Origin of the sequence: Pseudonocardia sp. Ae331_Ps2, assembly GCF_001932405.1 — a bacterium.
Lineage (GTDB): Bacteria > Actinomycetota > Actinomycetes > Mycobacteriales > Pseudonocardiaceae > Pseudonocardia.
On sequence record NZ_MCIM01000001.1, the window covers coordinates 4309676 to 4324787 of the forward strand.

The 15112-nt window shown below is 72.0% G+C and carries 15 protein-coding genes; 10 read left to right on the top strand and 5 right to left on the bottom strand.

The annotated features are described in order from the left end of the window. Positions 1-7: 7 nt before the first annotated feature. Both Ae331Ps2_RS20715 and Ae331Ps2_RS20720 read right to left on the bottom strand, forming a co-directional pair. Positions 8-931: an alpha/beta fold hydrolase gene (locus Ae331Ps2_RS20715; RefSeq protein WP_075306966.1), complete on the bottom strand. Its 924-nt coding sequence runs from the start codon at positions 929-931 to the stop codon at positions 8-10. A 98-nt stretch (positions 932-1029) separates the two neighbouring features. Then, the gene (locus Ae331Ps2_RS20720) at positions 1030-1980 is read right to left on the bottom strand and encodes an SDR family oxidoreductase (protein ID WP_075306964.1); all 951 of its coding nucleotides are present in this window, start codon (positions 1978-1980) and stop codon (positions 1030-1032) included. Between the two features lie 108 nt (positions 1981-2088). Between Ae331Ps2_RS20720 and Ae331Ps2_RS20725 the strand changes: the two genes are divergently transcribed. From Ae331Ps2_RS20725 to Ae331Ps2_RS20755, 7 genes are all read left to right on the top strand, one after another. After that, the gene (locus Ae331Ps2_RS20725) at positions 2089-2940 is read left to right on the top strand and encodes a helix-turn-helix transcriptional regulator (protein ID WP_075306962.1); all 852 of its coding nucleotides are present in this window, start codon (positions 2089-2091) and stop codon (positions 2938-2940) included. 189 nt (positions 2941-3129) lie between these two features. Continuing rightward, the gene (locus Ae331Ps2_RS20730; RefSeq protein WP_233147578.1) at positions 3130-4440 is read left to right on the top strand and encodes a dienelactone hydrolase family protein; all 1311 of its coding nucleotides are present in this window, start codon (positions 3130-3132) and stop codon (positions 4438-4440) included. 797 nt (positions 4441-5237) lie between these two features. Continuing rightward, positions 5238-6848, top strand: a complete 1611-nt coding sequence (locus Ae331Ps2_RS20735) for an ABC transporter substrate-binding protein (RefSeq protein WP_083695820.1) — start codon at positions 5238-5240, stop codon at positions 6846-6848. A gap of 75 nt (positions 6849-6923) precedes the next feature. After that, positions 6924-7850 carry an ABC transporter permease gene (locus Ae331Ps2_RS20740; protein ID WP_075329777.1) on the top strand — a complete coding sequence of 309 codons (927 nt, stop codon included), beginning with the start codon at positions 6924-6926 and terminating at the stop codon, positions 7848-7850. Next, positions 7843-8781, top strand: a complete 939-nt coding sequence (locus tag Ae331Ps2_RS20745; RefSeq protein ID WP_083695821.1) for an ABC transporter permease — start codon at positions 7843-7845, stop codon at positions 8779-8781. Before Ae331Ps2_RS20740 ends, Ae331Ps2_RS20745 begins: the two co-directional genes overlap by 8 nt. Next, positions 8778-9752 (top strand): ABC transporter ATP-binding protein, encoded by a 975-nt coding sequence (locus tag Ae331Ps2_RS20750; RefSeq protein ID WP_020626319.1) that lies wholly within the window; start codon positions 8778-8780, stop codon positions 9750-9752. The genes Ae331Ps2_RS20745 and Ae331Ps2_RS20750 overlap by 4 nt, the downstream gene beginning before the upstream one ends. Beyond that, a complete protein-coding gene (locus tag Ae331Ps2_RS20755) occupies positions 9749-10753 on the top strand; it encodes an ABC transporter ATP-binding protein (protein ID WP_020626320.1) in 1005 nt (334 codons plus the stop codon). The genes Ae331Ps2_RS20750 and Ae331Ps2_RS20755 overlap by 4 nt, the downstream gene beginning before the upstream one ends. 27 nt (positions 10754-10780) lie before the next feature. Here Ae331Ps2_RS20755 and Ae331Ps2_RS20760 read toward each other — a convergent pair whose 3' ends face one another. The 3 genes from Ae331Ps2_RS20760 to Ae331Ps2_RS20770 all read right to left on the bottom strand — a co-directional run bounded on the left by Ae331Ps2_RS20760 (position 10781) and on the right by Ae331Ps2_RS20770 (position 13404). Further along, the gene (locus tag Ae331Ps2_RS20760; RefSeq protein WP_075306958.1) at positions 10781-12046 is read right to left on the bottom strand and encodes a DUF222 domain-containing protein; all 1266 of its coding nucleotides are present in this window, start codon (positions 12044-12046) and stop codon (positions 10781-10783) included. 167 nt (positions 12047-12213) lie between these two features. Next, positions 12214-12450 (bottom strand): hypothetical protein, encoded by a 237-nt coding sequence (locus Ae331Ps2_RS20765; protein ID WP_020626322.1) that lies wholly within the window; start codon positions 12448-12450, stop codon positions 12214-12216. Positions 12451-12459: 9 nt separating this feature from the next. After that, entirely contained in the window at positions 12460-13404 is a 945-nt protein-coding gene (locus Ae331Ps2_RS20770) for an NAD(P)/FAD-dependent oxidoreductase (protein ID WP_075306957.1), read from the bottom strand. A gap of 73 nt (positions 13405-13477) precedes the next feature. On the opposite strand from Ae331Ps2_RS20770, the gene Ae331Ps2_RS20775 reads away from it, so the two are divergent. The 3 genes from Ae331Ps2_RS20775 to Ae331Ps2_RS20785 are packed head-to-tail and all read left to right on the top strand — an operon-like array spanning position 13478 to position 15104. Then, positions 13478-14239, top strand: a complete 762-nt coding sequence (locus tag Ae331Ps2_RS20775) for an alpha/beta fold hydrolase (RefSeq protein WP_075306955.1) — start codon at positions 13478-13480, stop codon at positions 14237-14239. Positions 14240-14277: 38 nt separating this feature from the next. Beyond that, on the top strand, positions 14278-14679 hold the full coding sequence (locus Ae331Ps2_RS20780) for a helix-turn-helix transcriptional regulator (RefSeq protein WP_139319021.1): 402 nt from the start codon (positions 14278-14280) through the stop codon (positions 14677-14679). Positions 14680-14684: 5 nt separating this feature from the next. Then, positions 14685-15104, top strand: coding sequence for a VOC family protein (locus Ae331Ps2_RS20785; protein WP_043280718.1), 420 nt, complete (start codon positions 14685-14687; stop codon positions 15102-15104). Positions 15105-15112: the final 8 nt, after the last annotated feature.

The window sequence follows — 15112 nt, forward strand, 5'->3', positions numbered from 1 at the left end:
CGACGGGTCAGCCGACCCGGGGGAGTCCCAGGATCCGGCGGCGCAGTGCGTCCCGGTCGCCCTCGGCCGGTGCCGTCCCGTCGACGAAGTCCTGCAGCAGCGCCACGAACCGGGCCGGCTGTTCGGCGTGCGGGAAGTGCCCCGCGCCGTCGAACACCTCCAGGCGGCTGTCGGGCAGCCGGTCGTGCGCGGCGAGGGTGTGGGCCGGCGGGATGACCCGGTCGCGGTTCCCGCCGACGAGCAGCACGGGCACCTCCTCGAGCAGGTGCAGGCGCTGCGCCCCGTCGAGCCGCTGGCCGGACGGCTCCAGCGCGCCCCGCGCGGTCTGGACGAACGCGCCGCGGGTGCCGCGGTCGGCGAAGGTCTCCAGCGCGGTGTGCACACCGTCGATGTCCGAGCGCGGCACCCGGCCGACGCGGTGGGCGAGCCGGTGGGCGGCGCGACGCATCCACGGCGCGGTCAGCGACGCCGCCGACCGCAGCACCAGCTCGGTGCCCGGCAGGCTCGCCGCCCGCAGCGCGAGGGTCAGGTCGTGGCCGAGACCACCGGAGGACACGAGCACGACCCGCTCGGTGAACTCGGGGAACTGGTGCGCGAACTGCATCGCGACGCCGCCGCCGAACGAGTGCCCGACGATCGTCGCCCGCTCGACGTCGAGTGCGGCCAGCAGGTCCCGCAGCCCGGTCGCGTAGCCGCCGAGGGAGTAGTCACCGCTGCGCGGTGCCTCGCTGGCGCCGTGCCCGAGCAGATCCGGCGCGATCACGTGCAGGCCGCCGCCCAGGGCGTCGAACACCGGGGCCCAGGTCCGCGAGCTGGCGGCGAGACCGTGCACGAGCAGGACCGTCGGGCCCTCTCCGCGACCGGTCTCGCGGTAGCTCACGCGCTGTCCGTGCAGCAGGATCTCGCGCTCCTGAGGGGACTGGTCGTCCACTGGGCACCTCCGTACGTCGACGACTCCATGATCCTCTCCGGGCGGGTCCGCGGCGGTGGGGCCCGCCGGTGTTCCGGAGGCGTCGGCGAGGGGGGCTGTCAGGGGGTGGCGGCGCCGTCGAGGGTGACACCGGCCCGTTCCTGCGACAGGTCCCACATCCGGCGGGCGGCGTCGGCGTCGCGCAGCGGCCGGTACAGCTCCTGCTCGGCGGGCGGCCCACCCACCCGCCCCGGCCCCTTCGGCCCGTACAGCACGGCGTGCCCGGCGTCCGGTGCGGTCGCGGCGAGCAGCGCGGGCAGCCCGGCCGAGTCGGCGGTCCCGATCAGCAGGCCGGCCCGGGACATCGCGCCGAGCACCCGTCGTCCGAAGGTCTGTCGCTCCCGGCCCAGGTCGGGGCGGGCGGCCAGCAGGTTGGTCGGCGCGACGCCCGGGTGGGACAGGTTCGCGGTGATGCCCCAGCCCGCCGCGCGGCTGCGCCGGTCCAGCTCCAGGCCGAACAATCCGAACGCGATCTTCGAGTGCCGGTAGGCGGCCATGCCGTCGTAGGAGCGCTCGGAGTCCGGGTCGTCCCACAGGACCGGGCCGCGGGCCGCAGCGACGCTGATCTGGCAGACCACCCGGGCCCGGCCCTCGCGCAGCAGCGGCAGCAGGTGCGCGACGAGCGCGACGTGGCCCAGATGGTTGGTGCCGAACTGCAGCTCGAACCGGTCGGCGGTGGTGCGGCGCTCCGGCGGGGTCATGACGCCGGCGTTGTTGATCAGCAGATGGACGGGCCGTCCCTCCGCCCGCAGGGTCTCCCCGAGCGCGGCGACCGATGCCAGCGAGGACAGGTCGAGCTCGCGGAGCGAGACGGTCGCGCCGGGGTGCCGGTCCCGGATGCGGTCGGCGGCGGCGGCGCCCTTGGCCGCGTTGCGGACGGGGAGCACGACCTCGGCACCGGCGGCGGCGAGCCGGTCGGCGATGCCGATGCCGACACCGTCGCTGCCGCCGGTGACGACGGCGCGGCGCCCGGTCAGGTCGGGAAGGGTCAGGTCTGGGGTGCGTGTCATGGGATCAGCCTGTCCGGGGCGCGGCCCGGTAGCCACTGATCGTCGATCCGTGGCTGCGGTGGCGGCCCGCGCGGTAGGAATGGCTGCAGGACACGAGGAGGGGTGTGCATGGTCGACCGGGCCGGACTGGCGGAGTTCCTGCGGCACCGCCGCTCCGCGCTGCAGCCGGAGGACGTCGGGCTGCCGCGCGGGCGCCGTCGTCGGACCGGAGGGCTGCGCCGGGAGGAGGTCGCGGCGCTGTGCCACATGTCGGCCGACTACGTCGCCCGTCTGGAGCAGGAACGCGGGCCGCACCCGTCGGAGCAGATGCTGGTGGCGATCGCGCAGGGCCTGCACCTGTCCCTCGACGAGCGCGACCACCTCTTCCGGCTCGCCGGGCGGCGCCCGCCCGCACGGGGCGCCGACAGCGCACACGTCGCCCCGGGTCTGCTGCGGATCCTCGACCGGCTCGCCGACACCCCCGCCGAGATCGTCACCGAGCTGGGCGAGACCCTGCGGCAGACGCCGACGGGCGTCGCGTTGACCGGCGACTCGACCGTCCACACCGGAGCGGCCCGCAGCCTCGGCTACCGATGGTTCACCGACCCCGCCGCCCGGGGGCTGTACGTCGCCGAGGACCACGGGCTCCTGTCGCGCCTGTACGCGTCGGGGCTGCGCGGGCTCGTCGGGCTGCGCGGGCCGGGGTCGCGGGCCGCCGCGCTGGCCGAGGACCTGCTGGGGCGCAGCGCCGAGTTCCGCGCGCTGTGGGACCGCCACGAGGTGGGTCTGCGACCGCCGGACCCGAAACGGCTCGTCCATCCCGAGCTCGGGGTGCTGGAGCTGAACTGCCAGACCCTGGTCGACCCCGACCAGGCGCACCTGCTGTTCGTCTACACCGCCGTCCCCGGCAGCGAGAGCTACGAGAAGCTGCGGCTGCTGTCGGTCGTCGGCGATCCCCAGGACGCCGCGCCGCGGCCCTGACGGTTCGCACCCGCGAACGCCGGCGGGCTTCCTCCGGGTGCCCGGGCGGTTCCGCCGTACCCGTTCGTCACCTGCGGCGACACCCGTGGCGACAGGAGTCACACGGTAGGAGTGTGATCACATCCCCCGAACGACGTGATACCGGCAACGGCGGTTGCAGAGGGTTCCCATCTCGGTAGCGTGCGGTCCGTGTCCACTCCGATCAGTCCGCGCAGCCGTCGTCGCGTCCTGCACACCGTCGCGAGGACGGCGACGTCGCTGTTCGTCGTCGGTGCGGTCGCCGCGGCCGGGTGCGTGGGCGTGGCGGGCGGCACGTCCGCGGCGGTCACCCCCGCCGCCTACGCCTCGATCCCCACGGCGGGTCTGTCCGTCGCGGCGACGGTGACGATCGACGGCACGCCGTATCCGAACCCGCTGCGCATGGTCGACGGGACCGGCGTCACCGACGTCGCCCAGTGGGAGGGCACCCGCCGCGCGGAGCTGCTGGCGGCGTTCCGCGAGAACGTCTACGGCCAGCCGCTGCCCAAGCCGACCAAGCAGACCTTCGACGTCCGGACCAGCGACGACGGCGACGTCGTCCTCAAGAAGGTCACGATCGGCATCACCGGCCCGGAGGGCACCGGGTCCTTCACGCTGCGGCTGTTCGTGCCGAAGGGGCAGACCCCGCGCGGCACCTTCCTGATGATCGACCACCGGGGCTCGGTCTCCGACGACCCGGGTCAGTCCTCGGACTACGCACCGGTCTCGACGATCACGAAGGCGGGGTACGCCTTCGCCCAGATCGACGCCGACCAGATCGCGCCGGACGACAGCGGCAGCTACCGCAGCAAGATGATCAACCTGTTCTACCCGTCCGGGAGCGACCTGCCCGACGACGCCGGGCGGGCCATCGCCGCCTGGGCCTGGGGTGCGAGCCGGGCGATGGACTACCTGCAGACCGACAAGGACATCGATCCGTCGAAGATCGCGGTCATCGGGCACTCCCGCTCCGGCAAGGCCGCGCTCTGGGCCGGTGCCCAGGACCCGCGCTTCGCCGCGGTCATCTCCAACAACTCCGGCTCGACGGGTGCGAAGCTCGCCCGGCGCGGCGACGGGGGAGTGGGCGCCGAGACGGTGTCACGGGTCAACAGCTCCTTCCCGCACTGGTTCCCGCAGACCTACAAGAACTACGGCGACAAGGTCGACGAGCTGCCCGTCGACCAGCACGAGCTGATGGGGCTGGTCGCACCGCGCAAGCTGGTGATCGCCAGCGCCAGCGACGACTCCAACGCCGACCCGGAGGGCGAGTTCCTCGCCTACAAGGCGGCGACCGAGATCTACGCCCTGTACGGCCTCGGCGACAACGGCCTGGGCACGACGGGCTGGGAGCCCGCCACCGACAAGGCCTTCTCCGGCCCGGCGATGAGCTACCACCTGCGCTCCGGCGGGCACGGGCTCAAGGCGGCCGATTGGAACATCTACCTGAAGGGCGATCTGTTCACGCAGGCGTCGCCGCGCTGACCGCGCACGATTGGTACGACCGTACTCGAATGACCGTTTCGGGTGATCTTTCCTGAAACGTATACGTCGAGCGTTTGACGTCCAGCGGAAGGGCGTCGTCGTCCGCGGAGCCGGGGTCGGGCCGGCTCCGATCCCGCGGTCCTGCAGGTGGAGCACGCGCCGGCGATGTCCGCGGTCGGTTCCGTGAGTGATCGCGTGGGTGATTCCGTGGGTGGTTCCGGCAATTCCCGTCGGCCGTCGTACACGCGCCGCCGCGGTGTCGGCGGGAAGCGGTACAGGCATCGGAGAATCGCCGCCACGGCAATGTCGATAATCGTTCGACGGTCACCGGAGAACGTTTCGGTGAATGCGCTGGGAAGGCGAGATGGGGCAGTGCGGCTGGTCCCGCGTCGCGACGGGTGGATTCCATGTGATGGGACAGCGGTCGCCCTCGGGCTGTCGGTCTTACCTGCCCTCGCTGCTCACAGGCTCGAGCTCTGTCGATATCTGTGGCACTGGTCACATGAAGCGCAGAGACATTGCGATGCGCAATGCAATGTTGCGCGACGGAAGAATGTAGGGAATGCGTCCGACCTGCGCCGATGCCTTTTCGAGACTGACCGCTCCGGGCGTGCTGTCGCGATCCGGTCACCGACCGTCGTGCGCAATTCCGTGTTGCTCGGTGCAATGACGGCGGACGCAATAGATTCGTAACCAGAGAACCGGGATGCTGTGGTTACCGTGCGACCCACCACCGAACCGCACCGGCCGCCTGCGCACCACGCAGGGCGCGGCCGTCCCGGACAGACAGGACTCTGATGCGATCACCTCGAGTCGCGGCGCTGCTCGCGCTCTCCCTGACCTCCGCGCTGGTGCTCAGCGCCTGTGGCGGCGGGGGAGGCGGCACCACGGGCGACGCCCAGGGCGCCCCCACGATCTCGGTCTTCGGCACCGAGCCGGAGAACGCGCTGCTGCCGGGCAACACCCGCGAGACCGGCGGTAGCAAGATCCTGGACGCCCTGTGGTCCGGGCTGGTCGACTACAACCAGCAGGGCGAGCCGGAGAACAAGGTCGCCGAGTCGATCGAGTCGACCGACTCGCGGAACTGGACCATCCGGATCAAGGACGGTTGGACCTTCCACGACGGCACGCCCGTCACCGCGAAGAGCTTCGTCGACGCGTGGAACTACGTGGCGCTGAAGACCAACGCCCAGTCCAGCGCGGAGTTCTTCTCCAACATCGCCGGGTTCGACCAGGTCAACCCGGACGAGGGCGAACCCACCGCACAGACGATGTCGGGGCTGCGCGTCGTCGACGAGCGAACCTTCACCGTGGCGCTGTCCGCGCCGTCGCCGATCTTCGTCAACACCCTCGGCGACGTGGCGTTCTACCCGATGCCGGAGTCCTTCTTCGCTGACCCGGCCGCGTTCGAGGCCAACCCGGTCGGCAACGGCCCGTTCCGCTTCGAGTCCCGGGTGCCGGACCAGAACGTGACCGTGACCCGCTACGACGAGTGGGGCGGCGAGCAGCCGGTCGCCGTCGGTGGCGTCGAGTTCCGCTTCTACGCCGACAGCGAGGCCGCCTACCAGGACGTCGTCAGCGGGAACCTGGACTTCCTCGAGACCATCCCCGGCTCGTTCCTGATCGACAACCTGTACCAGCAGGATCTGGCCGACCGGAACGGCAACCAGCCCTACGCCGGCATCAACACGATGACCTTCCCGATCTACGACCAGCGCTACGCGAACCCGCAGCTGCGGCAGGCGATCTCGATGGCAGTCGACCGCGAGGCGATCATCGCCAACGTCTACAACGGACTCGTGAAGCCGGCCACCGGTTTCATCCCCGAGGGTGTGCCCGGCAAGGTCGACGACCAGTGCGGCGAGCTGTGCACCTTCTCCCCGCAGCGGGCCAAGCAGCAGTTCGACGCGTCCGGCTTCACCGGCCCGATCGAGCTGATCTCCAACGTGGACTCCGCGATCAACCGCGAGTGGATGCAGGCCGCCTGCGTCAGCATCAGCAACACCCTGGGCGTGCCCTGCAACTTCGTCCCGGTCCCGACCTTCTCGGAGTTCCTGGAGCAGCGCCGGGCGGAGAACCTGACCGGCATCTTCCGCTCCGGCTGGGTCGCCTCGACCCCGACCATGGAGTACGTGCTGCGGCCGCAGTACACGACGGGTGCGGCGAACAACAACAGCGGCTACACCAACCCGCGCTTCGACGCGCTGGTCCAGCAGGGCTCGACCGCGGCCACCGCCGAGGAGGCCTACGCGCTGTGGGCCGAGGCCGAGCGGATCCTGATCCAGGACATGCCGGCCGTCGCGATCAACGACCAGTCCGCGCAGTTCGGCTGGTCCCCACGGCTGCAGAACGTCGAGATGACCTACGGCCGTGAGCTCGACCTGGAGACCGTGACCGTCCAGGGCTGATCCCGCCCCACCCCACCACACGCACCGGCGGCCGGGCGATCCCCGGCCGCCGGCGCACGTACCCGGAGGTGACCCGTGGGGCGCTATGTCCTGCGACGACTCCTGCAACTGGTGCCGGTGTTCCTCGGCACCACGTTCCTCATCTACTTCATGGTCTGGGCGCTGCCCGGCGACCCGCTCGCCGGCAAGTGCGGCGACCAGGCCTGCCCGCCCGCGTTCATCGAGCGCATGCGGGAGGAGTACGGGCTCGACCGCTCGATCGTCGTCCAGTACTTCACCTATCTCGGCAACCTGCTGCGGGGCGACTTCGGCGAGAACTTCCGTGGCCAGGAGGTCGCGACGCTGATCGCGAACGCCTACCCGGTCACGATCAAGCTCGCGATCGTCGCGCTGGTCATCCAGGCGGTCATCGGCCTGACCGCGGGCGTGCTCACCGGGCTGCGGCCCGGCGGTTTCCTCGACAACGTCGTGCTCACCGCGACGCTGTTCCTGGTCGCGGTGTCGGTGTTCGTGACCGGCTACGTGCTGCAGTCCGTCCTCGGGCTGCGGCTGGGCCTGGTCCCGCCGACCGTCCCGGCCGACCCGGGGTTCCTGGACCTGGTCGTGCCCGGCTACGTGCTCGGCAGCCTGTCGCTGGCCTACGTCGCGCGGCTGACCCGGACGTCGATCGCGGAGAACCTGCGCGCCGACTATGTCCGCACCGCGACCGCGAAGGGCCTGACCCGGCGCCGTGTCGTCGGCGTCCACCTGACCCGCAACTCGGCGATCCCGGTGATCACCTTCCTCGGCGCCGACTTCGGCACGCTCATGGGCGGGGCGATCGTCACCGAGGGCATCTTCAACATCCGCGGCATCGGTGGGCTGATCTTCGGCTCCATCCAGCGGCTCGACGGGGTGGTCGTGACCGGCGTCGTCGTCCTGCTGGTGATCGTCTACCTGCTCGCGAACCTCGTCGTGGACGTCACCTACGCGCTGCTCGACCCGAGGATCCGCCTTGACTGACCCCACCACCGCCACCGCCGACAAGCCCGTCGCCACCGACGGCCGCGCCGAGGTGTCGGCCCGCACCCGCAGCCTCAGCGGCGACGCCTGGCACGACCTGCGCCGACGGCCGCTGTTCCTCGTCGCGGCGGGCCTCATCGCGTTCCTGCTGGTCATGGCCGCGTTCCCGCAGCTGTTCACCTCGGTCGACCCGACCGCGGGCGACCTGTCCCGGGCCCGGCAGGACCCGTCGGCCCAGGCCTGGTTCGGCTACGACCACCTCGGCCGCGACGTCTACGCACGCACCGTCCACGGCACCCGCGTCTCGATCGTCGTCGGGGTGCTGGCGACGACGGCGGTCGTGCTGGTCGGCTCCGTCATGGGCCTGATCGCCGGGTTCGCCGGCGGCTGGGTCGACTCGCTGCTCGCCCGCGTCGCCGACGTCTTCTTCGGGGTGCCGTTCGTCCTCGGCGCGATCGTCGTGCTCTCCACCTTCCGCGCGTCGGTCGGACAGAGCGTGATCGGCATCAGCGGCCTGGTGATCGGCACGATCGGGCTGCTGTCCTGGCCGATCGTCATGCGGATCATGCGGTCCGCCGCGATCGCCGCCCGGAGCCAGGACTACGTCAAGGCCGCCCGCGCGCTCGGCGCGAGCCCGTGGCGGATCATCTGGCGGCACATGCTGCCCAACACCATCGCCCCGGTGATGGTGTACGCGACGATCGCGCTCGGCGCGTTCATCGGGGCGGAGGCCACGCTGTCGTTCCTCGGTGTCGGTCTGCGCGACCCCGTCGTCTCCTGGGGCGTGATGATCAGCGAGGCGCAGAGCTACCTGCGGACCTCGCCGCACCTGCTCCTGTTCCCCGGCGCGTTCCTCGTCGTCACCGTGCTGGCCTTCGTGCTGCTCGGCGACGCCGTGCGCGACGCGTTCGACCCGAAGGGCCGGTCATGACCCCGCTGCTCGAGGTGGAGGGCCTGCACGTCGAGTTCAGTACCCGCGACGGCGTCGCCCGGGTGCTGAACGGCGTCGGCTACCAGGTGCGGGCGGGGGAGACCCTCGCCGTCCTGGGGGAGTCCGGCTCCGGCAAGTCGGTCACCGCGAACACGGTGATGGGGATCCTGCCGACCCCGCCCGCGACCGTCACCGCGGGCTCGGTGCGCTACCGCGGCGAGGAGCTGCTCACCGCAACCGAGGAGCGGCGCCGGGAGCTGCGTGGCGAGAACATCGCGATGATCTTCCAGGACGCGCTGTCCGCGCTGAACCCGGTGTTCACCGTCGGGTTCCAGATCGGCGAGCAGCTGCGGACGCGGCGCGGGATGAGCAGGCGCGACGCCCGCACCCGCGCCGTCGAGCTGCTCGACCTGGTCGGCATCCCGGGGGCCAAGCAGCGGGTCACGAACTTCCCGCACGAGTTCTCCGGGGGGATGCGCCAGCGCGTCATGATCGCCATGTCGCTGGCGCTCGACCCCGACGTGCTCATCGCCGACGAGCCGACGACCGCGCTCGACGTCACCGTGCAGGCCCAGATCATGGACCTGCTCGCCGAGATCCAGCGCGAACGGGAGATGGCGCTGGTCCTCATCACCCACGACCTGGGTGTCGTCGCGGAGGTCGCCGACCGGATCGCGGTGATGTACGCGGGCCGGATCGTCGAACAGGGCGACGTGCACCAGCTCTTCGCGAACCCGGCCCACCCGTACACCGAGGCGCTGCTCGCGTCGATCCCGCGGCTGGACAGCAAGGGCACCGAGCTGCGGGCGATCACCGGGCTCCCGCCGACGCTCACCGCCATCCCCGACGGCTGCCCGTTCCACCCGCGCTGCCCGCGTGCGGTGGAGAGCTGCCTCGGTACCGATCCGCCGCTGATCCCCCTGCCCGGAGCGCGGGCGTCGGCGTGCCTGTTCGCGGAGGACCTCGTATGAGCGAGCCCGTTCTGGAGGTCACCGACCTCGTCAAGCACTTCCCGGTGAAGGTCGGTGCGGTCGTCAAACGCACCGTCGGCCACGTGCGTGCCGTCGACGGCGTCTCGTTCTCGCTGAACAAGGGCGAGACGCTGGGCATCGTCGGCGAGTCCGGCTGCGGGAAGTCGACCCTGGCCCAGGTGCTGATGCGGCTGGAGCCGCCGACGTCGGGCTCGGTGCGCTTCCACGGCGAGGACATCTTCGCCCGCCGCGGGGCGGAGCTGCGCGCGCTGCGCCGGCAGATGCAGATCGTGCTGCAGGACCCGTACACGTCGCTGAACCCGAGGATGACGGTCGCCGACATCGTCGGGGAGCCGTTCGAGATCCACCCGGAGGTCGCGCCGAAGGGGGAGCGACGGGCGAAGGTGCAGGAGCTGCTCGACGTCGTCGGGCTCAACCCGGACTTCGTCAACCGCTACCCGCACCAGTTCTCCGGCGGGCAGCGTCAGCGCATCGGGATCGCCCGTGCGCTCGCGCTGCGCCCGGAGATCATCGTGTGCGACGAGCCGGTCTCCGCGCTCGACGTGTCCATCCAGGCGCAGGTGATGAACCTGCTCGGGAGCCTGCAGCGCGAGTTCGGGCTGTCCTACATCTTCATCGCCCACGACCTGTCCGTCGTGCGGCACCTGTCCGACCGGGTCGGCGTGATGTACCTGGGCAAGATGGTGGAGCTCGGGACCGAGGACGAGATCTACACCCGGGCGTCGCACCCGTACACCCAGGCGCTGCTCTCGGCGGTGCCGGTGCCGGACCCGTCGGTGCGCGCGGGGCGGACGCGGATCCGGTTGACCGGTGACGTCCCGAGCCCGGTGGACCCGCCGAGCGGCTGCCGGTTCCGGACGCGCTGCTGGAAGGCCACCGACATCTGCGCCACCGAGGAGCCGCCGCTGGTGACGCGGCCAGGTGGACACCACCCGAGCGCCTGCCACCACGCCAGTGAGGAGTACCTGCTGCCGACCTGAGGGTGCCCGTGCCCGGGCCCACCGCGGTCAGTCCGGTCCGCGGTAGGTGTGTCCGGTGGGTGTGGTCGTGAGGACGGTCCCGTCGGGTGTTCGGGCGGTGTGCCATCCGGGTTGTTCGCGGATGTGGTTGTGGAACTCGCACAGTCCGCGTCCGTTGTCGAGTTCGGTGTGTCCGCCGTCGGTGGCGCGGTGGATGTGGTCGATGTGGCGGAGGGGTGCGTCGCAGTAGGGCTCGGTGCACCGGTTCCCCGCGCGGGCCTTGACGAGGGTGGAGAGGAGTCCGGTGAAGGTGCGTTGGCGTGAGTCGCCGCCGATGACCAGGCCCTGGTCGGTGAGCAGCCGCCGCAGTGACGCGGTGCCGTCGCTGGTCGCGAGCAGCTCGACCGGGACGGGTCCGAGTCCGGGGATCTCCGCGGGGAGCGGGGAGGTGGGGTCGAGCAGGGCCTGGACGGGGACGGTGACCTGGACCTCCAGGTTGACCGCGGTCGCGGTGGCTTGTCCGGTGAGGCGTTCGACCAATGTGTCGGCCAGTACCTGTCCGCGGCTGCGGGTCAACGGTGCCGGGTCGACCTGGGCCTGCACGAAGGCCTTCTGCAGTGCGGCGAGGCAGGCGGCGCCCTGTGCGACCGGGACGTAGGCGGTGAGGTAGCTCATCGCGTCCGGTGCCGGGCGCAGGGTGACTCGGCGTTCGGCTGTGGCGGTGTGGACGCGGGCTCGGAAGCGTTCGGGCGCGATTTCGGCGACGAGTCGGCGGGTGAGGGCGCGGAGGCGGCCGATGCCGTAGCGGGTGAGGTCGTGTGCGGCGAGGCGGGTGTCGACCTGCCTGCGCTGGCGTGGGTCGAGGTCGCGGCACTCGACGGCGATCGCGGTGACTTTGGCGGCGCTGAGTTGTCCGTCGTTGTGCAGGCCGCGGACGTGGTCGAGTCCGGTGTGCAGGTCGCGGGCGTTGGCCACGCGGGTGCGGGCCTCGGCGGTGGAGACCCGGCAGGCGAGCTGGACCTGAGCTACGACACTGCGGTGGAGCCGCTCGGGGTCGGTCCGATCGTCGGTGAGGCGGTTCTCGACGTGTGTCTGAGCGAACGCCCGGATGCGGGTGGACTGGAGCGCGGCGAGGGAGGCCTGGACGGACTCGATCTGCTGGATCTGGTCGATCAGGTCGGCCTCGGCGAGCAGTGTGGTGTCGTCGCCGATCGTCTGGTCGATCAGGAGCTGGATCAGGGCGAGGTCGCCGGAGCGGAACCTGCCGGAGCCCACGCCGGTGGCGTGGGCGGGTGGCTCCTGGGGCGCGGTCACACCGCCGATGCTAGTCGAACATGTGTTCGATCGCTAGTTTCCGTTCGCGATCGCGAACTCCCTACCTGCGGGAGTGGTACCGCAGCGAGCTGTAGCCTCGGTGGCGCCCGGCCGATCCGTCAGGTGGCAGGAGCTGGGGAGCCCCCCGTGCTGGACGAGCGCGTTGCTCAGACCCGTGCGCCGTACCGGCGGGCATCGTCGCGGGAGAGCGTCCGCCCCGCCCCGCACACGGGGCAGCGCATCTCGTAGCGGCTGCGCAGCGGCAGGACCGGGACGAAGAACAGCGTGAACCGGGTCCGCCGGTGCACCGCGGGCTGCGGCCCCGGGTGACCGCAGGTGCCGCAGCCCAGCGCGACCAGGCCCAGTGGGCGCTCCTTGCCCGACAGCCCGAAGATGACCAGCACGTCCCCAGGCTAGGGGCGTGCGAGCTCCCGCAGTGCGGCGAGCGCCCCGGCCTCGACGAGGTCGGCGTTGATCGCGGCGCCCGCGAACGCTCCCGCGGCCCCCGCGGCCCCCACTTGCGCGCTCAGATCGGTGACGTTGCCCGCGAGCCACACGCCCTCGACCGTGCTGCGGCCCGTCGGGTCGGCGACGAGGTGCTGCCCCGCCCCGCTCGGGTGCTCGACCGGGACCAGGCCCAGCTCGGCGAGGAATCCGGCGCGGGCCTCCATCCGGGTCGCCACGGCGACGACCTCGCGCGCCAGCACGCCGGGCGGCGTGACCAGCCCGGTGATCGCGCCGTCCTCTCGCACCACCTCGCTCACCGGCCCGTCGACGACGACGATGCCGAGCGCGGCGAAGCGTTCCGACTGTTCCGCGGTCGGCTCCACCGTGTGCGACACGTAGACCACGTCCGCGCTGAGCTGTCGGAACAGCAGTGCGTGGTGTGCGGAGCCGGGGGCGGTCCCGAGGACGGCGATCGGGCGGTCGCGCACCTCGTAGCCGTGGCAGTACGGGCAGTGGACGACATCGGCGCCCCACCCCTGCGCGAGTCCCGGAATCTCCGGCAGCACGTCGACCAGTCCGGTGGTGACGAGCAGTCGCCGGGCGTCGAGGGTGGTGTCGTCGGCGAGGGTCACCGTGAAACCGTCGTCGGTGCGCCGGGCGCCGACGACCTCGCCGTCGACGACCGTCCCGCCGTAGCGGCGGACCTCCTCCCGGCCGGTCGCGAGCAGCTCGGCCGGGGCGACGCCGTCGCGGGCGAACAGGCCGTGCGCGGCGGTGGCCGGTGCGTTGCGGGGCAGGCCGGAGTCGACGACGACCACCGACCGCAGGGAGCGGGCGAGCATCATGGCCCCGTTGAGTCCGGCCGGGCCGCCGCCGATCACGACGACGTCGTGGCGCTGTGCTGTGTCCATGTGCCCAGCCTGACGAAGGGCCGGACAGGACGGCAAACATCGTTGCCGAAATAGCAAAGTGCAGAATGGATGCATGCCCCTGCACGTCCACCACGCCGGTGACCCGGCAGGCAAGCCGGTGCTCGCGGTGCACGGTGTCACCGGCCACGGCCTGCGTTTCGCGCCGCTGTTCGCCGCGCTGCCCACCCTGCGCTGGATCTCCGTCGACCTGCGCGGGCACGGTCGTTCGCCGTGGGTCCCGCCGTGGAACCTCGAGCAGCACGTCGAGGACGTCCTCGAGGTCCTCGACGCCGAGCACGTCGAGCGGGTCGCCGTGGTCGGGCACTCCTTCGGCGGAGCGGTCGCGGCCCGGCTGGCGCGGACCGCACCCGAGCGCGTCACCCGCCTCGCGCTGCTCGACCCGGCGCACGGGCTGGACCCGCAGGACATGCTGGCCTCCGCCGAGGCCGGCCGTGCCGACGAGGGGTTCGCGACCCGTGACGACGCCCGCGCCGCCAAGGCCGCGTCCTGGACCGGTGTGCCCGCACCGCTGGTCGACGCCGAGGTCGCCGAGCACCTGGAACAGCGCGACGGCGCCTGGCGCTGGCGCTACAGCCGGGCGGCCGTCGTCGCCGCCTGGTCGGAGATGGCCCGCCCCGCCGCCATCCCACGGGCCGGCCTCCCGACACTGGTCGTGCCCGCCCTGCGGGCCGACTTCGTCACCGACGACTGGCTGGCCGCCTGCCGCAGCGCGCTCGGCGACGACCTCACCGTCGCCCCCGTCGACACCGGACACATGGTCTACCTCGAACGCCCCGACGAGGTCGCGGCGCTGCTGGCGGAGCACCTGCGGTGAGCGACCGCGAGGACGGGCGCCTGCGCGAGCTCGTCCGGATGCGCCGGGTGCGCGACCGCATCGACCGGGAGTACGCCCGCCCGCTGGACGTCACCGAGCTCGCCCGCGCCGAGCACGTCTCGGCGGGGCACCTGTCGCGGGCGTTCCGGGCGGCCTACGGCGAGTCGCCCTACAGCTACCTGATGACCCGGCGCATCGAGCGCGCCATGGCCCTGCTGCGCCGCGGCGACCTCACCGTCACCGAGGTGTGCTTCGCGGTCGGCGGCTCCTCCCTCGGCACGTTCAGCACCCGGTTCACCGAGCTCGTCGGAATGCCGCCGAGCGCGTACCGCGACGCCGTGCGCGACGGGACCGCGGGGCTCCCGGCCTGCGTGGCGAAGCAGGTCACCCGACCGGTCAGGAATCGAGAAGCCACGGTGGCGCCGACCTCCCTAGCGTGAACGCCATGACCGCACCCGCCATCACGATCCACGCCGGCTTCCTCCCGCACACCGACCCGGAGGCGTCGCTGGCCTTCTACCGCGACGCGCTCGGCTTCGAGGTCCGCCTCGACGTCGGCCAGGGCACGATGCGCTGGCTCACCGTCGGCCCGCCCGGGCAGCCCGACGTCTCGCTCGTCCTCGCCCCGCCCGCCGCCGACCCCGGCATCACCGACGAGGAACGCCGCACCGTCACCGAGATGATGGCCAAGGGCACCTACACCGCCGTGCTGCTCGCCAGTAACGACCTGGACGCGGCGTTCGACAGGCTCCAGGCGAGCGGGGCCGAGGTCGTCCAGGAGCCGGTCGACCAGCCGTACGGGGTGCGCGACTGTGCCTTCCGCGACCCCGCGGGCACGATGGTCCGCATCCAGCAGCGGCCCTGAACGGGCCG